The 21328-nt window shown below is 36.1% G+C and carries 19 protein-coding genes; 9 read left to right on the forward strand and 10 right to left on the reverse strand.

What is annotated here, in order from left to right:
- Positions 1-676: 676 nt before the first annotated feature.
- Both groL and groES read right to left on the reverse strand, forming a co-directional pair.
- The gene (gene groL, locus HR057_RS15390) at positions 677-2296 is read right to left on the reverse strand and encodes a chaperonin GroEL (RefSeq protein WP_173732331.1); all 1620 of its coding nucleotides are present in this window, start codon (positions 2294-2296) and stop codon (positions 677-679) included.
- Between the two features lie 265 nt (positions 2297-2561).
- Positions 2562-2846 (reverse strand): co-chaperone GroES, encoded by a 285-nt coding sequence (gene groES, locus HR057_RS15395; protein ID WP_173732332.1) that lies wholly within the window; start codon positions 2844-2846, stop codon positions 2562-2564.
- Between the two features lie 348 nt (positions 2847-3194).
- Between groES and HR057_RS15400 the strand changes: the two genes are divergently transcribed.
- Together HR057_RS15400 and HR057_RS15405 are read left to right on the forward strand one after the other, a co-directional pair.
- Complete coding sequence (locus HR057_RS15400) at positions 3195-3905, forward strand: CPBP family intramembrane glutamic endopeptidase (protein WP_407926131.1); 711 nt, start codon at positions 3195-3197, stop codon at positions 3903-3905.
- Positions 3906-3907: 2 nt separating this feature from the next.
- Positions 3908-4102, forward strand: a complete 195-nt coding sequence (locus HR057_RS15405; RefSeq protein WP_173732333.1) for a YdiK family protein — start codon at positions 3908-3910, stop codon at positions 4100-4102.
- A gap of 159 nt (positions 4103-4261) precedes the next feature.
- Here the strand turns inward: HR057_RS15405 and HR057_RS15410 are convergent, their stop codons facing one another.
- Positions 4262-4900 (reverse strand): redox-sensing transcriptional repressor Rex, encoded by a 639-nt coding sequence (locus HR057_RS15410; RefSeq protein ID WP_173732334.1) that lies wholly within the window; start codon positions 4898-4900, stop codon positions 4262-4264.
- 17 nt (positions 4901-4917) lie between these two features.
- Complete coding sequence (moaC, locus tag HR057_RS15415) at positions 4918-5415, reverse strand: cyclic pyranopterin monophosphate synthase MoaC (RefSeq protein ID WP_173732335.1); 498 nt, start codon at positions 5413-5415, stop codon at positions 4918-4920.
- Positions 5416-5577: 162 nt separating this feature from the next.
- Between moaC and HR057_RS15420 the strand changes: the two genes are divergently transcribed.
- Positions 5578-7527: an ABC-F family ATP-binding cassette domain-containing protein gene (locus HR057_RS15420; protein WP_173732336.1), complete on the forward strand. Its 1950-nt coding sequence runs from the start codon at positions 5578-5580 to the stop codon at positions 7525-7527.
- A gap of 648 nt (positions 7528-8175) precedes the next feature.
- Entirely contained in the window at positions 8176-8601 is a 426-nt protein-coding gene (locus HR057_RS15425) for a DUF2935 domain-containing protein (protein ID WP_173732337.1), read from the forward strand.
- Between the two features lie 89 nt (positions 8602-8690).
- Here the strand turns inward: HR057_RS15425 and tsaD are convergent, their stop codons facing one another.
- The 6 genes from tsaD to HR057_RS15455 all read right to left on the reverse strand — a co-directional run bounded on the left by tsaD (position 8691) and on the right by HR057_RS15455 (position 13700).
- On the reverse strand, positions 8691-9704 hold the full coding sequence (gene tsaD, locus HR057_RS15430) for a tRNA (adenosine(37)-N6)-threonylcarbamoyltransferase complex transferase subunit TsaD (RefSeq protein ID WP_173732338.1): 1014 nt from the start codon (positions 9702-9704) through the stop codon (positions 8691-8693).
- Positions 9694-10152: a ribosomal protein S18-alanine N-acetyltransferase gene (gene rimI, locus HR057_RS15435; RefSeq protein ID WP_173732339.1), complete on the reverse strand. Its 459-nt coding sequence runs from the start codon at positions 10150-10152 to the stop codon at positions 9694-9696. Before rimI ends, tsaD begins: the two co-directional genes overlap by 11 nt.
- 56 nt (positions 10153-10208) lie before the next feature.
- Positions 10209-10949, reverse strand: coding sequence for a tRNA (adenosine(37)-N6)-threonylcarbamoyltransferase complex dimerization subunit type 1 TsaB (tsaB, locus tag HR057_RS15440; RefSeq protein WP_173732340.1), 741 nt, complete (start codon positions 10947-10949; stop codon positions 10209-10211).
- Entirely contained in the window at positions 10930-11406 is a 477-nt protein-coding gene (gene tsaE, locus HR057_RS15445) for a tRNA (adenosine(37)-N6)-threonylcarbamoyltransferase complex ATPase subunit type 1 TsaE (protein ID WP_173732341.1), read from the reverse strand. Before tsaE ends, tsaB begins: the two co-directional genes overlap by 20 nt.
- 74 nt (positions 11407-11480) lie before the next feature.
- The gene (gene thiL, locus HR057_RS15450; protein WP_173732342.1) at positions 11481-12470 is read right to left on the reverse strand and encodes a thiamine-phosphate kinase; all 990 of its coding nucleotides are present in this window, start codon (positions 12468-12470) and stop codon (positions 11481-11483) included.
- A gap of 87 nt (positions 12471-12557) precedes the next feature.
- Complete coding sequence (locus HR057_RS15455) at positions 12558-13700, reverse strand: trans-sulfuration enzyme family protein (RefSeq protein WP_173732343.1); 1143 nt, start codon at positions 13698-13700, stop codon at positions 12558-12560.
- Positions 13701-13841: 141 nt separating this feature from the next.
- Between HR057_RS15455 and HR057_RS15460 the strand changes: the two genes are divergently transcribed.
- The 5 genes from HR057_RS15460 to corA all read left to right on the forward strand — a co-directional run bounded on the left by HR057_RS15460 (position 13842) and on the right by corA (position 21060).
- On the forward strand, positions 13842-15098 hold the full coding sequence (locus HR057_RS15460; protein WP_173732344.1) for a sensor histidine kinase: 1257 nt from the start codon (positions 13842-13844) through the stop codon (positions 15096-15098).
- Positions 15099-15405: 307 nt separating this feature from the next.
- A complete protein-coding gene (locus HR057_RS15465; RefSeq protein ID WP_173732345.1) occupies positions 15406-16281 on the forward strand; it encodes a response regulator in 876 nt (291 codons plus the stop codon).
- 118 nt (positions 16282-16399) lie between these two features.
- Complete coding sequence (locus HR057_RS15470) at positions 16400-17392, forward strand: TAXI family TRAP transporter solute-binding subunit (protein WP_173732346.1); 993 nt, start codon at positions 16400-16402, stop codon at positions 17390-17392.
- Positions 17393-17763: 371 nt separating this feature from the next.
- Positions 17764-19749: a TRAP transporter permease gene (locus HR057_RS15475; RefSeq protein WP_173732347.1), complete on the forward strand. Its 1986-nt coding sequence runs from the start codon at positions 17764-17766 to the stop codon at positions 19747-19749.
- A gap of 363 nt (positions 19750-20112) precedes the next feature.
- Positions 20113-21060 (forward strand): magnesium/cobalt transporter CorA, encoded by a 948-nt coding sequence (corA, locus tag HR057_RS15480; RefSeq protein WP_173732348.1) that lies wholly within the window; start codon positions 20113-20115, stop codon positions 21058-21060.
- The last annotated feature ends 268 nt before the right edge of the window (positions 21061-21328 follow it).

Below are 21328 nucleotides of genomic sequence, written 5' to 3' on the forward strand. Positions count from 1 at the left end.
TTTTATATAAAACTATTACTAGAATAATAATGAAACCTTGGATGAAGGATTTAAAGAAAATTTTTGAAGGCTTCTCCTTTGTTTGTTCAAAAAATTTATTAAATAAAAGATTTAGAAGAAACAAGATCATAACTACTATTAAAAATTCAATAATCAGCATCGTTTGCTCCCTCCATTTCATGAAATATCTTCCAAAAAATATTGGATTTTAATTATATATGAATATTATTTTTTAGACAAACAGAATGCGTTCTATATTGAATAAAATACATTCGAATTTATTAATGGAAAATATTAACATTAAAACCATATCATAATATAATATCTTTTACTAGAACATATTTAGATAATTAAAAAAAAATTCCAACCAAAAGGAAGAATTAGCTTTTTAAAAGTTGTATGTAGGATTCTGCGGATTGATAAACTTTTTTCCAGATAAGTATATTAGGGGAAAATGGTTTCAAATACCCAAGACTACATGTAAAAGATACCGATATATATTTTTTTAAATAGAGGGAACACTAAAAACACATCTCTTCATTAGGAACTTCACGGGGGCGCGGTTCCCGTTAGCGAAAAAAAACCACTTCACAAATTCATGTGAAGTGGTTTAAGAATTGGAATTTATATTCGGCAATGATTAGTTTTCAATTTGTTTCATTGAAAACTGTTGGGATTACATCATTCCCATGCCGCCCATGTCAGGCATTCCTGGGTTATTTTCTTTTTCAGGAATGTCAGCTACAACTGCTTCAGTAGTTAAGAACATAGCAGCTACAGATGTTGCGTTTTGTAATGCTGAACGAGTAACTTTAGTTGGGTCAACGATACCAGCTTCAATCATGTTCACCCATTCACCAGTTGCAGCATTGAAACCAATGCCAAGTTCTTCTTTCTTTAGACGTTCAACGATTACAGAACCTTCGAGACCAGCGTTTGTTGCGATTTGACGAACTGGCTCTTCTAAAGCACGCAATACAATGTTCTTACCAGTTTCTTCATCGCCTTTTAACTCAAGTGCAGCAACTTTGTTGTATACGTTAACTAATGCAGTACCACCGCCAGCAACGATACCTTCTTCTACTGCAGCACGAGTAGAGTTCAATGCGTCTTCGATGCGAAGTTTCTTTTCTTTCAATTCTGTTTCAGTTGCAGCACCAACTTTGATAACTGCTACTCCGCCAGCTAATTTAGCTAAGCGCTCTTGTAATTTTTCTTTATCAAACTCAGAAGTTGTTTCTTCCATTTGTTTGCGGATTTGATTTACACGAGCTGCAATAGCTTCAGAATCGCCAGCGCCTTCTACGATTGTAGTATTTTCTTTAGTTACTACAACTTTAGAAGCACGACCTAATTGTTGGATAGATGCAGATTTAAGCTCTAAGCCAAGATCTTCAGTGATTACTTGACCGCCTGTTAAGATCGCAATATCTTCAAGCATTGCTTTACGACGATCACCGAAGCCAGGAGCTTTAACAGCAACTGCAGTGAATGTACCACGAAGCTTGTTAACAACTAATGTAGCAAGAGCTTCGCCTTCTACGTCTTCAGCAATCATTAATAATGGTTTGCCTTGTTGTACAACTTGTTCTAATACAGGCAAGATTTCTTGAATGCTAGAAATCTTCTTGTCTGTAATTAAGATATATGGATTTTCAAGAACAGCTTCCATTTTTTCAGAGTTTGTTACCATGTAAGGTGATGCATAACCACGGTCAAATTGCATACCTTCTACTACTTCTAGTTCAGTAGTGAAACCTTTAGATTCTTCGATTGTAATAACGCCGTCATTTCCTACGCGTTCCATTGCTTCTGCAATTAATTGACCGATTTCTTCGTCAGCTGCAGAAATAGCTGCAACTTGAGCGATAGAAGATTTGCCTTCAATTGGTTTAGAAATCGCTTTTAATTCTTCAACAGCTGCTTGTGTTGCTTTTTCAATACCTTTGCGGATTCCCATTGGGTTAGCACCAGCTGTTACGTTCTTTAATCCTTCACGAATTAAAGCTTGAGCAAGAACTGTTGCAGTTGTTGTACCGTCCCCAGCAACATCATTTGTTTTGCTTGCTACTTCTGCAACTAATTTTGCACCCATATTTTCAAATGGATCTTGTAATTCAATTTCTTTTGCAATTGTTACACCATCGTTAGTAATTAATGGAGAACCAAATTTTTTCTCTAAAACTACGTTACGTCCTTTTGGTCCAAGGGTAACTTTAACTGCATTAGCTAATGCATCCACACCACGAAGCATCGCACGACGTGCTTCTTCACTAAACTTAATTTCCTTTGCCATGCTAGTATTACCTCCTCAAAGATTTTCTTCTGTCTATTTTCATGCCGAAAAGGATTGGAACCTAATCAAATATGCCCGCTTATTTCCGTTTGCCTCTACGAGAAGCAACTGTACTTCACATTACTAACAGTGGATTGAGGGCGGATAATATTTGTTTACCTACGATGGTGATCTACTATGTAAAAGACTAGTAGATCTCTCTTGCGAAAAATGAATCAAAAGTGAGGTGACACACACTTCCAAATATTTTTCCGCGTCAAGACCATTAGCCTATAACTGCTAAAACGTCGCTTTCACGAATAATTAAATATTCTTTGCCGTCGTATTTCACTTCTGTACCAGCATATTTAGAGAAGATGATACGATCGCCTTCTTTTACTTCTGGCGCAACTCTTTCACCGCTGTCTAACACGCGGCCAGAACCTACTGCAATAACACGGCCTTCTTGAGGTTTTTCTTTTGCAGTATCCGGTAAAACGATACCGCTTGCAGTTTTTTCTTCAGCTTCAACAAGCTCAATAACAATACGATCACCTAATGGCTTTAACAAGTGAAACACCCTCCTAATATAAAATTTTATAATTCGACTCATTATTAGCACTCATCAATCATGAGTGCTAACACATTTATAATAATATAAAAACAATTACAATTTTGCAAGCATTAACTATAATTTTTTGTAAATATTCCCCTAATTTTTATATAGAAAAACTTACATTTCTACTATAAAAAAGAAAAAAATAGACGATTCTACTTTTTTATGCTCAACTCCAATTTCAGTATTAACAAAATTACAGAAAATATATCATCATCTTATAAGTTTTCATATATGTATGTTAAAATACAAAGGTGGATTTTATTAGTATTGGTTATGAAAAAGAAAAAGGAGTATAGGGCATTGAATAGCAGATACTTGCTTACAATTTTCGTTTATATTTTGGTTCAATTTTCTGGAATGATGTTTGGCTACGATCTTTTGCTAGCCAGTGGCGTTCCCGATGAACATGTATTGGCAATCTGGACTGTCATTAGCTTCTCGGTTGGTCTTACAATAGCTATCCTCCTTTTATTGCCTGAAATAAAAGAGCGGCATCAGACCATTGGCAGGGTATCTAGACTTAGAGCAGCAGGTTGGACCATTTATGGGATTTTTTTAGCGTTTTTTGCACAAATTATAGCTGCACAAATTGAAATGATGCTAGGCATTGAAATGGGGTCAGAAAATACAGAAGCATTAATTGAAATTGCTAAAGTAACACCTGTTTTCATGGTTGTTACTTCAGTAGCAGGACCAATTTTTGAGGAAATTATTTTCAGGCAAATCATCTTTGGCAGTCTATATAAACAATTTAACTTTTTGATTGCAGCCATCAGCAGTTCATTAATTTTCGCAGCTGTTCATTTAGATTTTAGTCATTTAATCATCTATACAGCTATGGGTATTGTTTTTTCTTATTTATATGTTAAAACCAAAAGAATTCTTGTGCCGATTATAGCTCACGTTACAATCAATACGTTTGTCGTATCAATCCGCATTCTATTTGCCGAACATTTAGAAAAGCTCGGACAACAACTTGATCAGATCCAAAGTATTATTGGAGGATTTTAATTATGAAGACAACACCTTTTACGATGGCGCTGATCTATGGACTAATGGGTGCGCTTTTTACATACTTAGCGATTAAAAGTGTACAAGATACGATATGGAATTTTTATACTATACTTCTTATGATCATCGCGACATTCGATTTTACAACTGCGCTTAGGTTTCTCTTTTATAAAAAATTTATAGAAAAACAAAAATAGCGACCGTTCCATTTTATGCGGCCGCTATTTTTTATGTGCATGCATGAGCATATATTTTCAATTAAAAATTGAATGATGCCAATTTTCCACTCAGAGTCGTCTGCTTGATAAGCATCCGTAAATTTTGAAAACCATCATCTTGCGGCAATTACAATTGCATTATTCTAAAGGATAGTGTTTTAAAAAATAAATCAGTGCTTGCAATTCCACTGCCAAATCAATATGATGAATCCGGATCTTTTCCGGAACATTAATACGAGCAGGAGTAAAATTTAATATTCCTTTAATGCCTGATGCAACAAGGCGGTCGGTTATTGGTTGAGCAACTTGAGCTGGGACTGTTAAAATGGCTACCTCTAATTCACCAGTAATTTTTTTTTCTAATTCATCCAAGTGATATACCGGAACCTCACCAACAGTCGTGCCCACTTTTGCAGGATCAATATCAAAAGCCATAACAATTTTTGAGTTATTATTTTTTAGAAAATTGTAATGTAAAAATGCTGTACCAAGATTACCAACGCCTATTAAACAAACTTTTACGATTTCATCTTGGTTTAAGGTTTGCCGAAAAAAAGACAATAAATAATTCACATTGTATCCATATCCTTTTTTCCCAAGGGCTCCGAAATAAGAAAAATCACGGCGGATCGTAGCTGAGTCAACTTTTACAGCATCACTTAATTCTTTTGAAGAAACACGTTGTTTTCCTGAAGCGTGTAAATTAGCAATAAACCTGTAATATAACGGCAAGCGTTTGGCAGTTGCTTGCGGTATTTTATTTTTATCAAAAGTCATACCATCCCCCCGTTTGTTTAATATTCTACTAACTCATTTCGTCGGTAGTCTCCGCTTTTTCCTCCAGTTTTTTCCACCAAATAAGTTGGACCGATGACCATTCCTTTATCAATGGCTTTACACATATCGTAGACCGTCAATGCTGTTGCGGTTGCCGCAGTTAACGCTTCCATTTCAACACCTGTGCTTCCCTTCGTTTTTACAGTAGCTTCAATATGCAAAATGTAGGCAGGTGATTTTTCCTCCCAAGAAAAGTTAATATCAACACCTTTTAACATGAGAGGATGGCACATTGGGATCCATTCTGATGTCTTTTTTGCCGCCATGATGCCTGCTACTTGTGCAACAGCGAGAACATCACCCTTTTTCATTTTATTTTCTTTCACTTTTGTATAAATTTCCTCATTCACTCGTATGCTTGAATGCGCGACCGCCGTCCGAACTGTTTCATTTTTTTCCGTTATATCGACCATTTTAGCACGGCCTTGGTCATTAAAATGTGTAAACGACATCAATTTCAACTCCCTAGTTCCTATTTTATAAAAAAAAAGCAGTGATGAGAATGAATTGTTTTCCTACGGGAGATTTATTGCTCGGTTTTAATCCGTTTTTTTGAAAAAAATTATACTTTCTCCTCAACATAAGATAAACTAATGACTTGAAGAGGTGAACGGATAATGATCATACTTCAAGTCAATCAACTTACAAAATATTATGGTGCTGACCTTATTTTATCCAATATTAAATTAGAAGTACAAGAAAAAGATAGGATTGCTCTTGTTGGCCGCAACGGTGCCGGCAAGTCAACATTGTTGAAAATTATTGCCGGACAAATGTCCTATGATTCCGGCGAAATTATTAAACCGAAACATATTACAATCGGCTACCTTGCCCAAGATACAGGACTAGAGTCAAACTTATCAATCTGGGATGAAATGTTGACGGTCTTTCAAGAACTTCGCCAAAAAGAAAAGAAATTGCGCGAATTAGAAGCGAAAATGGGCGAGCCGGAATATATTCAGGATGAGGAAAAATATAGTAAATTACTAAAAGAATATGATGAGCTGCAGGTTGCATTTAAAGATGAAGGCGGCTATCAATATGAAGCTGATATTCGCAACGTCTTGCATGGTATGAATTTTAGCGATTTTGATTATAATACACCGATCGCAACGTTAAGCGGTGGGCAAAAAACGCGTTTAGCAATGGCCAAGCTGTTATTGATGAAACCGGATTTGTTGATTTTGGATGAGCCGACAAACCATTTAGATATAGAAACGCTCACTTGGCTCGAAAACTATTTACAAAATTATCCAGGTGCAATATTAATTGTTTCCCATGACCGATATTTCTTAGATAAAGTCGTCACGCAAGTGTATGAATTGGCGCGGACAAACTGCCGGAAGTTTGTCGGAAATTATAGCAAATATTTAGAGCAACGGGCCGCTTTATATGAGCAAGAATTGAAACAGTTTGAAAAACAGCAAGAAGAAATAGCAAAATTAAAAGATTTCATTCAAAGAAACATTGCTAGAGCATCAACGACAAAACGTGCCCAAAGCAGAAGGAAACAACTTGAAAAAATGAAAATATTAGACCGTCCGCTAGGCGATGAAAAATCTGCTTCATTTTCATTTGAAATTGAAAAACAAAGCGGTAACGATGTATTAACAGTTGAAAATCTATCTGTTTCCTATTCCAAAACAGAAAAGCCAATATTGAAAGATATTTCGTTCCAGCTAAAGCGCTCAGAAAGCGTAGCATTGGTAGGTCCAAACGGCATTGGAAAAACAACTTTGCTGAAAACATTGACGAAAGAACTTGAGCCTCTTTCCGGTAAAATTACTTTCGGCTCGAATGTTACAATCGGCTATTATGACCAGCAACAAGCAAATGTCACATCATCAAAAACCGTTTTAAATGAACTATGGGATGAATATCCACTCAAACCTGAAAAAGAAATTCGAACTGTGCTTGGCAACTTTCTATTTAGTGGTGATGATGTGTTAAAATCCGTCTCATCATTGAGCGGCGGTGAAAAAGCACGCCTTTCATTGGCAAAACTAATGATGAAAAAAGCAAATTTGTTAATATTGGACGAGCCGACCAACCATCTTGATTTAGATAGTAAAGAAGTATTAGAAAATGCGCTAATTGATTATCCTGGAACGATTTTGTTTGTATCCCACGACCGTTATTTTATTAATCGGTTAGCAACAAAAATTATTGAGTTATCCACAGATGGGCTTGAAACGTATTTGGGTGATTACGATTATTATATAATGAAGAAAGCGGAAAAAGCTGAACTTGAAATGCTTGAAAAAGGTGCACAAGTACCTAATGAAAGTAAAGAAACAGCACCTTCATTGGAATCGGCTTCCGATAAAACGAAATTTGAACAAGAGAAAGAACAAAAGCGGAAAGAACGACAGCGACTTCGTCGGATTGAAGAAATTGAAAAACAAATTGAAGAACTAGAAAGAAAGATCGCCGAAAACGAAGAACGGTTATGCGACCCGGATGTCTATCAAGATTATGAAAAAGCAGCAGAATTACAAGAAGCAAACGATAAATACAATCGTGAACTGGAAGCACTCATGGAAGAGTGGGAACACCTTCAAATATGAAATTATAAATAATATTCTCCTAAAATATCATTTTCAAAATGGTAACATAGGAAAAGTTTGAAACAGATGTCGATCGTTTTAAATGGATATTCTCCCCCTTAAGGTAGGCAGATTAATTAATCAAATCTGAGTTACCTTAAGGGGATTTTTTATGGCAAATGAATATTTTCATTTAAGTTTTATGTTTGAAAGCCTTTTTTCTATTGTTTCGAATTTTCAAAACTATTCACACTATCCACAAGATTATTCACAGAAAAAATCAATTATAATCAGGTTTTCACGAATTTATTAACATTATCCACAAAATTATCCGATGTTATCCACATTTTTTTGTTAACAATTAGGAATCCAATTATAGTTGAGTTTATTAAAGTTATCCACTGATTTTGTTAATTGTGGATAACTTCTATCCACAGGAACGGAAGATAAATAGGAAAAATTGAACTTCCACTTTTGCATATCTATGAAGTTTTCCCCATATATTTGCAATATGAATAGGCTTGAAAAAATGAGTTTTATTAACATTTACCCCATCATATAATTCGTTGATTTCTAGAGATCTCTTTTAGACGAATGATCTTTAGATGGGAAGGCAATGAATGCCTTGATCCATAAATATTCTCATATTTACCAAGGGAGGGGGATCTTTTGCAATTTTACTACGGGCAGCAAATGCCGCTTCGAATACTTGATGAGGCTGAGTTTTGGAAACGTCAGGAAGAGGAACATACAGTTGTTATTCGGGAATTAGTTGATAATTTAGAAGAAAAATATGTTCAAGCTTTACAAGATTGGGAGAAGGTATTAGGAGAAACACGGCAACAAGTTCTACAATACATTCAAACGGTGATTCGCGCAGGCCATTATGTTCCCCAAGCTTTGCAACAGCAAGTATTGCAATTTGTTCCTTTTTGGCTAAAGCAAAGCTTGGGATTTATTGAACTATGCCGTCAAATCCAAAATCATAGTGAAGCTGTAAAAGGAAATATGACTGCAAAAGTCGTTCTCGATCATATTATCCGTGAGTCTGAGTATTTTATTGGAATAGCTCAAGCATTATTGTACAATCTGTAACAGTTATTTCCATATTCCTAGATTGAAACAGCATCGTTTGACAAAAAATCTTTGTAAGGGCGGGACGTATCGTTCATGGACTTACTAGATTATAAATTTAGACCTGGTGTCCCGTTTAAATCGAGTCCTGCTCTTTTTCCTTTTGCCAATTCAATACTTGCTGCTGCACCGATCATTGCTGCATTATCTGTACAAAGGTAAAGAGGAGGAATAACTAACTCAATATCTGTATCTTTAAATGCTTTTTCAAGCTCCGTTCTCAATCCCTTATTGGCTGCAACTCCACCGGCGAGTAAAACTTGTTTTACACGATTCTCTTTTGCAGCCTGCTTTGTTTTTGTCACTAAAACATCAATGACGCTTTCTTGAAAGCTTGCCGCTAGATCTTCTGGTTTTATTTCTTCGCCGCGCTGCTTCGCATTGTGGAGAGTATTGATTACTGCTGATTTCAACCCGCTAAAGCTAAAATCATAAGAATCTTTCTCAAGCCAAGCACGAGGCAATTCGATGGAAACTTGTCCTTTTTGAGCCAATCGGTCAATATGAGGTCCTCCTGGGTAAGGCAAATTTAACTGTCTTGCTACTTTATCATAAGCCTCACCAACAGCATCATCTCTCGTTTCCCCAATCACTTCATATGATCCGTGCTCTTTCATTAAAACAAGTTCGGTATGTCCGCCTGAAACAACTAATGCTAATAATGGAAATTCCATTTCCTTAACAAACCGGTTTGCATATATATGTCCTGCTATATGATGAACGGATACGAGCGGAATATTATGGGCAAAGGCAAGTGCTTTTGCTGCGTTTACACCTACGAGCAGAGCCCCTACTAATCCTGGTCCTTCCGTTACAGCAATTGCATCAATATCCTTAATGGTAATTCCCGCTTGAGCAAGTGCTTCTTCGAGTACGATCGTTATTTGCTCTACATGGTGCCGTGAAGCAATTTCCGGTACAACACCACCAAACCGTTTATGGCTTTCAATTTGTGATGCTACAACATTAGCAAGAATCTCTCTTCCGTTTTTTATGACTGCTGCTGCCGTTTCATCACAGCTTGTTTCAATCGCTAAAATAATTTCATCTTTTTTACAATTCATCTAAATTCACCCACATTACTAAGGCATCTTCATTGTTATCTATATAATAATTTTTTCGGATTCTCCCCGCTTGAAAGCCGAATTTCTTATATAAATTTTGGGCAATTTCATTTGATACGCGCACTTCAAGCGTTAATGTTTTTAAACCTATGGCCTTACTAAATTTAATCACTTGATCTAACAATGCTTCTCCATACTTTTTGCCGCGATAATCTGGCAATACGGCTATATTTGTAATATGTCCTTCATCAATAATCGCCCATAATCCGCAGTAACCAATCAATTTATCGTCAAGTTCCATGACGATATATTTGGCATACTCATTTTTTGTCATTTCATTATAAAAAGCTTCTTTACTCCAAGGCAAAGTAAAAGAATTAACTTCAATCTCATAGACTTGATCAATATCATTCACAGTCATTAACCGAAAATGAATCGATTTCTCCATCGGTTGTTCTCCTCAATTGAAAATTGTTGCATCAAGGCATCGGTTGCACGATTCCATTATTGCGTTGATTGCTTTGACAGAGAGGTTGTTTCTTTTTCCTTTTTCAAGGCATTTTGAGCAGCCAGCCACTTAGCTTCTGCTTCCGCCAAGCGGATATAATTCGGGACAAAAGAATGAACCTCTTGCGGCTCCTTCTCCATTCCAATGATTGCAAGTTCTGATGGTCTAGGATTAAATAAAGATGGAGAAGCAATAACCGCTTGATCTTTTAATATTTCTTTAATTGTTGCCATATGCAGTACGACATCATTTCCTAAAAACAAGACTTTATCTCTTTGCTGTTTAAGCTCCTCCAACCAGTCTTTCAACAATATGATGCGGTCATCTTGAATCGCTTGGAACTTCTCTCCACTCATGGCGTAAAGTCCGGTATAGACTTGTCCGCGACGGGCGTCAAAAATCGGAGATACAACACCGTTAAATAACTGACCGTTTCGTGCCAATACTTCAAGACTGGAAACCCCAACAATCGGAATATTTAAAGTCCAAGCTAATGTTTTGGCAACAGTAACCCCAATTCTTACCCCAGTATATGAACCGGGACCATGGGCAACAATGATACGATCTAATTGATTCGGCTCTATTCCAAGCTCTGTCATCAAATCAGAAATAGCTGGCATTAATCGAATGGAGTGGTTTTTATTTAAATTCGTAATGTATTCACCAATAATCGTCTTTCCGTCAATGACAGCTACACCCATTACGAGATTCGACGTATCAATCGCTAATGCTTTCATCCTTCCATAACTCCTCACATATCTCGACATACTGTATTCCATTAGGTTCAAGAACTATTTTTCTTTCTTGTTCATTTTCATATTTTATACTTATTTGTAGCAATTCAGGCGGCAATTGCTCTCGAATAAACTGTGCCCACTCCACCACCGTTACTCCATCACCATGGAAATATTCATCAAAACCTAAATCTTCATCACTTTCTTCCAAACGGTAAACATCCATATGATAGAGCGGCATAACTCCATCAGTATATTCTTTAATAATAGTAAAAGTCGGACTATTGACCGTACGCTTTACACCTAGGCCAAGCGCAAGTCCTTTTGTAAAAGTCGTCTTCCCAGCACCAAGATCTCCTTCAAGTGTTATGACCGAACCAGGTCGAAGTTTTTTCGCAAGCTTCATAGCAAAATCCATCGTTTCATCAGCTGAATGACTATTAAAAACAAATGGCTCCATTCAACCTTCCCCCCATTTCATTGGAAGTGTTTTAAAATATAAAAATGACTAATAGCAATAAGTCTACCAATAACCTAATCCCTAAAATGATTAAAACCTAATTTTTCCAATAAACGGTATGTCTCGGCTTCCTTTAACAACACTTTTGATGGACCGTTTTCTACATAGCCGATCTTTGTTATCAAAAAGCCTTTTTCCTTACATTTTTCTTCAACGGAAGTCCAATGTTCCTGTGGAATCGTCCCAACCAATTCATAATCTTCGCCGCCATATAACATCCATTTAAGTTGCTCTTTTTCGTCAAAAGCCTCCAGCCCTTCGCTTTTCGGTAGAAAGTCTCTTTCAATAACGATCGAAACATTGCTTGCTTCAGCAATTTCGTTCAATTCACTAGCGATACCATCGCTGACATCATTTAAAGCAACCCGAGGGTAATCAGCTAACAGTTGCCCAATTTCTATCCTAGGCTCCGGAAGTTGGTGTTTACGAACAAGAGCAAGTTCATCTTTTGTAAATGAATAATCAACTCCATACTGTAATAGGAGATGTAAACCAGCTGCAGAATCACCTAATGTCTCGGTTACAAAAACAATATCGCCTGCCTTTGCATTTTTCCGTAAAAGGTGCTTTCCTTTTTCGATTCTCCCAATTACAGTAACAGTAATGGCAAGACTATCTTTCGTTGAAACTGTATCGCCACCGATTAAATCCATTTGGAACCGTTCCGCAAGATTCTCCATTCCTTTATAAATTTCTGCAAGTTCCTCAGCCGACCAATGTTTCGGAATGGCAATCGACACTAAATAAAAGATGGGTTTGCCCCCCATCGCTGCTATGTCACTAATATTCGAAGCTAATGCTTTATAACCGATGTGAAATGGCTTCATCGTCTTTTTTGAAAAATGAATATCCTCTATCATTGTATCCAAACAAATAATTTCTTCAACATTACTATCTCCTCTATAAAGAGCAGCATCATCACCAATACCTGCCACTAAGTGCGGCTGCCTGTAAGTTTTTGGAGTAATACTTTTAATAAATGAAAATTCATCTTGAATCGTCATCTTAATTTCCTCCGAAAAAATCCTTAGGAATGGCTCCTAAGGATTGGGTTTCGTCATCTATTCCATTTTCGCATATTGTTTTCTATTTTACAAAATAGATTGATTTAATGCATCTTGAAAAACAGCTAAAATATCTTCAGCATCTTCAATACCAACGGAAATCCGGACAACACCTTCGTTTATTCCAAGTTGTTCTCTCAATTCGTTCGTTAACGAGCGATGTGATGTACCTAGAGGATAAGAAACTGATGTTTCTACACCAGCTAATGTTGGTACAATTTTAACCCATGAAAGTGATTTGAAAAATTTTGAAACATCACATTTCCCTGTAATATCAATCGTAACGATTGCTCCGTTGCCTTTTTCTGACACAAACTCCGGATAGTAAACTTTGCGAATACCAGGGTGGCCTTTTAAACCGTTTGCCAATACTTGGGCATTTTTTACATGACGCTCCATGCGAACACTTAAAGTTTTTATCCCTCGTGTACCTAACCAAGCTTCAAATGGGTTAAGATTTAATCCTAGATTAACAACTTTTGTCCGTGCTTTTGCAATTAAATCCTCATGCCCCACAAGCACTCCAGCTGTTACATCACTATGGCCTCCGATATATTTTGTCGCTGAATGGACGACAAGGTCGACGCCTTTAAGATATGGATTTAATAGATACGGAGTGGCAAACGTATTATCAACCATAGAAATTAAGTTATGCTCTTTTGCAATTTCAACAAGCTGTTCCAAATTTTCAACTCTTAATAACGGATTGGTGATTGACTCTGTATAAATAAGTTTCGTATTTGGTTTAATTTGTTTTATGATTTCTTCTCTATTTTCAAAAGATACAAATGTAACGTCAATACCAAAGTCTTTCAACTCATGTGCTAATAGAGTATATGTACCTCCATATATGTCATTTGTTGCTACAATATGATCGCCAGCTTTCACAACAGATAGGATACCTGCAAAAATGGCTGAAAGTCCGGATGATGTTGCCACCCCAGCTGGTGCCCCTTCTAAATTTGCAACAGCAGCTGCTAATTCATCTGTATTTGGATTCCCAGTACGCGTATATAAATACTTGCTTTTTCCTTGATAAAAACCTTCCAAATCTTCCAAATCGGAAAAGGTAAAGGCAGTCGTTTGATAAATTGGATTGATTTTGCTAGAACTAGTGACAAAGTTACCTTCTGACAAATGTACAGCTTCTGTATCAAAATGATGTTTCATAATTTTTCGTCCCCCTTTATTTACTATATATCATTTTAAACCTTTAATAGGGTAAAGGACAATTGATTTTTCCGTGTTTTTCTATATGATAGAAAAGGTTATTATTGTGATAAAAACGATGACGATGAAAGGACTATAGCCATGAATAGAAACACAATCCTAAAAATATTGATCATTGTTTGTGTAACGGCATTTTTAGGAGAACTAAAAATTACACCGTTTAATAGCTCTTTTCGCATCGCCTTAGGCAGTGCCGGCTTTTTCTTTTTGTTGTTATATTATAAAGATGTTCCTTATCTTTTGACAGGCTTTGTTACCGGTGTATTAACAACATTATTTCGAACAGGTCTGGATTCATTTTATTTTAACGATTTTTCTTTTATAGGAAGTTTTTTGACCCATAGCCCAATAATCGGCTATTATTTAGTATTTGCAACAATTCTTCAATTTACAAAGCGAAAGTGTGGGTCCATATCGCCACTAATGCTTGGTTTTTTCGGGGTTTTAAGCGATGGGATTGCCAATATTGCTGAACTATTGCTGCACTCTGCTATTAATGGTGTCCCTTTCATGTTTTCAAATATCGGTTATGTTTTCATAGTTGCTGTTTTTCGAAGTTTCTTTGTCATCGGCTTATATAATAGCATTGAATCGAATAAACTAAAGGCCATTTATGTGGAACAACGGAAGAAATTTGAGGAAATCCAGACGATTTTGTCCGAATTATATATTGAAGGTTTTTATCTAGAAAAAACATTGACTGATATTGAAACAATTACGAGGAAAGCTCATGACTTATATCAAGAACTGAAAAAACTAGAAATGCCCGTAGAATTAACAAGAAGTGCACTTTTAATTGCCCAAGAGGTACACGAAGTCAAAAAAGATAATCAACGAATTAAAGCCGGCCTCGAGAAATTGATCGCTGAAGGACATATCGTTAAACCTGTATCATTAAAAGAAATTGTGAACGTCAGTCTTAAAGCAAACAAAAAGTATAGCAAATCGCTAGGAAAAAATATTGAAATAGAAGCATCTGTTGACGTTGATTTAAAAGTTCAATCCATTTATCCACTTCTCATAATCTTAAATAATTTGATTACCAATGCAATTGAAGCAATCGATGAAACTGGATTCATTCAAGTAACTGTGAGGATGTTGGATTCAAATATTATAATTGAAGTGCTTGATAACGGTCCCGGCATTGATCCAGATGAACAAGATGTCATATTTGAACCAGGATTTACAACAAAATTTACAGAAACAGGCAAACCTTCCACTGGCATTGGCTTATCACATGTAAAATTAATGGTAGAGAAACTAGACGGTTCTATTCAATTACAATCATCACCAGTGCAGACTGCTTTTACAATTACATTACCAATCAAAAATCTATAAATCGCGATATGGTGTCTGACCCCACAGGCGTTACATCTGTGGCACCTTCTACAGTGAGGGGTCAGACCCTTCTGGTGTTCCGTCTCCGGCACCATCTACGGGGCGGTTCCTGACCCCTCTGGCGTACCGTCTCCGGCACCATCTCCGGAGCGGGGTCAGACCCTTCTGTGGCACCGTCTCCGGCACCATCTCCGGGGCGGTGCCTGACCCCTCTGGTGCACCGTCTCCAGCACCACTGCGGTCCCGGACACCTCTGGGGTTACTTTTATCTAAGATGCTTAGCATCTACCAAAAGGAGTGAATTTAGATGAATTTTTATATTTTGGATGATGATATTTCTACAAGAAAAATGTTGCAACGGATTATTCGTGAAGAATTATTAGGGGATGTTATCGGTGATGGAGAGGATCCGATAGAAGCTGAAAAAGAAATTATACACCTGCAGCCTGATGTTGTATTGGTCGATTTATTAATGCCTCTTCAAGACGGTATTGAAACAGTCCAACATTTAATAGAAAAACGCTTTCAAGGAAAGTTTATTATGATTTCACAAATTGAGAACAAAGAGATGGTTGCTCGTGCCTATCAAACAGGAGTTGAATATTTTATTCATAAACCAGTAAACCGTATAGAAGTGACTGCTGTCATTAGGCGTGTATTAGAAAGGATTAAAATGGAACAATCATTGCTTAAAATTAAAGAAAGTTTGAACCTCCTTCCCATTACTAGCGAAGTTAAGCAGAATCGTAAACCAAACACAATTCAACTCACTCAAGAAATTTTGTCCGATTTAGGAATACTCGGTGAAACTGGAAGCAAAGATATGATTGAAATAATGGATTATCTCCTCCACCATGACATCGACATAAAAAATATTTCATTAAAATCTTTATATATGCAAATCCTACATAACTATAATATTGATCCAAATGAAAAAAACATTAAAGCGCTTGAACAACGGTTGCGTCGTGCCATTAACCAAGCGATGACAAATTTAGCATCATTAGGTTTGACTGATTATGCCCATCCAAAGTTTGAGCATTTCGCCACAAAATTTTTCGATTTTCATGAAGTACGACTAAAAATGAATGAAATTGACGAAAAGAAAACTCCAAGAACATCAAGGGTGAATATTCGAAAATTTTTACATGCTTTATATGTAGAAGTTAAAAGCCGATTATGAAAGAAAGTTTTTTTCTGTAGTTTTCTGTTACTTTTAGTTATTAATCGTATATAGTTGAACTTGATTGTGAAAGTTTTTTGAATTATATCTTCAAAAAATTTTTAAAAGGAGGATTTCAATGAAAAAATTTCTAAGTTCGATTTTAGTTTTAACTTTATTATTCGCTCTTGCTGCCTGTGGAGGAGGCAATGGTGAAAACGCACAAAATGATGGAACAACTGAAACAGAAGAATATCTTCCTAGCCAAATCATCATTGCAACTGGAGGTACTTCTGGAACTTATTATCCACTTGGCGGTGGTATTGCACAAATCATTACTGACAACACAGAAGTAAGCGCTACCGCTCAAACAACTGGCGGATCTGTAGAAAATGTGCGTCTTTTAAACTCACAAGAAGTTGATATGGCATTCGTACAAAATGATATTGCAGATTATGCAGTAAACGGCACAATGATGTTTGATGGTGCAAAAACAGAAAACTTACTTGGACTTGCATCACTTTATAACGAAACGATCCAGATTGTTTTACCTGGCAACAGCACAATTACTAGTGTTGCTGATTTAAAAGGAAAAAGAGTTTCTGTAGGAGCACCTGGTAGTGGTGTAGAAGCAAACGCAAAGCAAATTCTTGAATTATATGGTTTAACATTTGATGATTTAAAAGCTGAGCGTCTATCTTTTGGTGATTCTGTTCAACAAATGCAAGATGGCAACTTGGATGCAGCTTTTGTTACAGCAGGAGCCCCAACTTCAGCAGTAACTGAATTATCTGCAACAAACGGTGTAAAATTACTCAATATCGAAGATGAAAAAGCTGATGAATTAATTAAGAAATATCCTTTCTATGTTAAAGAAACAATTCCAGCAGACACATATCCGGGTGTACCAGAGACAAAAACAGTTGCTGTAAAAGCAATGTTAGCAGTTTCAAAAACACTTCCAGAAGATTTTGTATATAATGTGACAAAAGCTTTATTTGAAAATGTTGATCAATTAATTGCTATTAACAAAAAGGCTGAATCTATCTCACTTGAAACTGCTGTAGACGGGCTAACAATGGATATTCATCCTGGAGCTTTAAAATATTATCAAGAAAATGGAGTAAAGTAAGATTTTTCACACTTAGTATCATGAAAAATCTATAAGTCTTTTTATGATGGCAAATTCTATACAACAACAAATAGAGAATAAAGCCCGAGGAATTGCTTAATCTCCTCGGGCTCTCATTTGAGTGTATTTTACAATTAATATTTTATTGTTAACTTTTATAAGTTTATGACCAGCTCTATAAGTTGAATAGAATATAACAACTTGTTGCTGGGTTTTAATAGTTCAAATAACTTTACATTGCAGTGATTTGACATAGTTCATAATCAACCTCGCAAACTAATATTTGGCGGTGCTTTGAATAACAATCTACTTTTTAAAGTAAAAACCACATCGCCAAAGATTCAGGAACTTTTCAAGTTAGGAGGTAAAACATGCAGAAGGAGAAAATAAATCAAGAATCTCTGCCAGAACAAGATCTGCAAGAGATTTTAAGTAAGTATGATAAAGAAGCAAGCTACCGAACTTTTACAGGAATAATGAAGTGGATTGTTACAATTGGTGCTATTTCTTTTTCATTGTTCCAACTATATACAGCAATATTCGGAAATCTTGCCTCTCAGCTCCAAAGATCCATTCACTTAACTTTTGCTTTAGGTTTGATTTTTCTTCTTTATCCAATTTCAAATAAATTAAGAAAGAAAAAATTACCAATCTACGATGTCATTTTAACAATTGTCAGCATTGTTGTAGGGTTATATTGGACCTTCCAATACGAAGAACTTATTAACCGTGCAGGCATGTATAATACGCTTGACTTTATCGTAGGTGGTTTAGCAATATTACTTGTCTTGGAAGCTTCTCGTCGGGTAGTAGGTGTTCCAATTACAATTATAGCGATCTTATTCCTGCTTTACGCTTTGTATGGAAGGTATATGCCAGGATTCCTTGAACATCGAGGAGTTAGTCTTGAACGTTTAATTAGCCATATGTATTATACGCTTGATGGTATTTTAGGTACTCCGTTATCGGTTTCTGCGACTTTTATTTTTCTATTTCTTTTGTTCGGGGCATTTCTTGAAAAATCCGGTGTAGGACAATACTTTAATGACCTTGCTTTACTTATTGCTGGGCGTTCGGTTGGAGGTCCTGCAAAAGTTGCAGTATTTTCAAGTGCCTTACAAGGGATGATCAGCGGCAGTTCCGTAGCCAATGTTGTAACATCAGGTTCTTTTACAATCCCTATGATGAAAAAATCTGGTTATCGCCGTGAATTTGCAGGAGCAGTTGAAGCTGCAGCTTCAACTGGTGGACAACTGATGCCGCCTATTATGGGTGCTGCGGCCTTTCTAATGGCTGAGTTTACTGGCATCCCTTATTGGGATATTGCTAAAGCAGCTGCTATTCCTGCTATTTTATATTTTACTGGTATTTGGATTATCGTGCATTTTGAGGCAAAACGTACTGGATTAAGAGGACTAACAAAAGAAGAATTGCCTGATAAAAAAGAAGTTTTGAAAAAACTTCATTTATTAATTCCAATTATCGTTATTATCGCATTAATGTCAATGGGCTTTACTCCGATACGTTCGGCATTGTTAGGGATTTTATCCATCATTGTAGTTGCAGCATTCCGAAAAGATACAAGAATGACAATTAAAGATATTTTTGAAGCACTTGCAAACGGTGCACGGACAGCTTTAGGTGTAGCTGCAGCCACTGCATGTGCAGGTATCATCGTTGGTGTTGTTACATTGACAGGCCTTGGACTTAAATTTGCAAATGGCTTAATTGATCTGTCTGGAGGAAATCTAATATTAACACTAGTCTTTACAATGATAGCTTCGCTAATACTAGGTATGGGGTCACCAACTACAGCAAACTATATTATTACATCTACGATGGCTGCTCCGGCAATTATATTGTTATTGTCTGACCCATCTGCATCTGAAATACCGGCAACAGTTCTATTGTCAGCCCATATGTTTGCTTTCTATTTTGGTATTATTGCAGATATTACTCCTCCTGTTGCTCTAGCCGCTTTTGCCGCAACAGGTATATCTGGAGGAAATCCAATAAGAACAGGGGTAGAAGCATCAAGGCTTGCAATTGCTGCCTTCCTAATACCATATATATTCGTATTTTCACCTTCCCTATTCTTAATAGATACTACCTTTGTACAAGCAGCAATGGTTATCATAACCTCCATCATTGGTATGACAGGTTTAGGGGCAGGTGCGATTGGTTACTTTAGATGTAACATGAATATCTTTGAACGACTTTTAGGAATCGTTGGTGGATTGCTACTAATTTACCCAGGCGGCTTCACTGATTTAATTGGATTAGGATTATTGGCCGTATTACTTGCAAGTCAAATAATGAAATCGAAGAAACAAAATTATTCACCAATGAATGCTTAAAAAGGTAAAAAGGGGCTCTCATATTGAGAGCCCCTTTCCGTTGTAGCTCTTCACTTTCTGAATTGCTATTCCCCTCCAACTTTTAACATAAAATCCCCATATTATGGGCAAATTATGAATAACCTACTTATTAAAAAATAGGTCGTTTTTTTTTTTTTTTTGACAACATTGACAAATAAAATTAAACCGCTTTTTTATGTAACCACTTTTCATGGAGCGTGGGAAATTAATTTTGTGCCCTTTATTACGCTGTAAAATGCCCTCAAATACTCTATGCCAAATAAAAAGTATTGAATATCTTAAATTGCCATATCATTCGATTTTATGACTAATAAAACAATCAAAACCTATGGAGAGAAAAAAATGATCCAAGCTGTCGCCATTTCATTTGACTTAAAAAAGCATTTTTTCAAAAACTTATATGATTTAGATATGACAAAATATAAATGGTGCTGGGTTGATTTTAATATACCAACGAATGAAGAGATTAAAGCTCTGAAAAGTTATTTTCACTTTCATACACTAGCCATTGAGGATTGTGTTCATCGCCTCCAGCGTCCAAAATTAGATTATTATGATGACTTTACCTTTTTCGTAACCCATGTAATCAATCCAGATAATTTTTCAAAAGAAGAAATTAACTTCTTCATTGGGAAAAATTATATTGTTTCTTTTCATCACCATAATTCAAACCAAATTAACCAAGTGTGGAATCGACTCATTTCTGCAGAAGAAATAAGTGAATGGGATCCATACCATTGTTTTTATGAAGTGTTAGATAAAATTGTTGATCAGTATTTTCCTATCATTTATAAAATTGAAGATGGATTAAATGAAATCGAAAACAATAGTAGAAAAAAGTCAATGGAACTCCTTTTAGAAGATTTATTTGCGATCCGCCATCAACTATTAACATTGAGACATACAGTTAACCCTATGCGCGACCTCCTTTACCGGATGTTGAACTCTCAACACTTAGAAGGAATCAAAAACAGACAGGAATATTTTTTAGATATTTATGATCATCTGCTAAAACTATCAGAAATGGTTGAGTCAAACCGGGACGTAACAACCGATATCCGAGACAGCTATATTTCTGTTAACTCACATCAAACAAATAAAATTATGCAAATACTAACAATCATCACATCAATTTTTGCTCCACTCACTTTTATTGCAGGAATATATGGCATGAATTTTACATATATGCCCGAACTTCACTGGAAATACGGGTATTATGTTTCTTTATTAGTCATGGGTGCCATTGCATTTTTAATGTTTCGGTGGTTTAAAAGAAAAGGATGGTTTTGATGTTTGCATGCATTTTAAGCAAACAATACGGAGAAGTACATCTAAATTTGCCTTTTTTATACAACATAAGAAACGAAAGATTTACCTATATGTGCTCTTCCTCATTCATAGATTATATTAGAGCCAAATGTATTTTTTTCTATGAAAATGTTGACGGAGATTATTTTCATTCTGGATTGTGGTCGAAAGATCATGGTAGTTTTCTGTAAAAATAAGCCGGAAAAGATTCTTTTCACATACAACTGTTAACGAAAGAATGTGATTATTA

Origin of the sequence: Calidifontibacillus erzurumensis (genome assembly GCF_013303125.1) — a bacterium.
Taxonomy (GTDB): Bacteria; Bacillota; Bacilli; order Bacillales; family Bacillaceae_J; genus Calidifontibacillus; species Calidifontibacillus erzurumensis.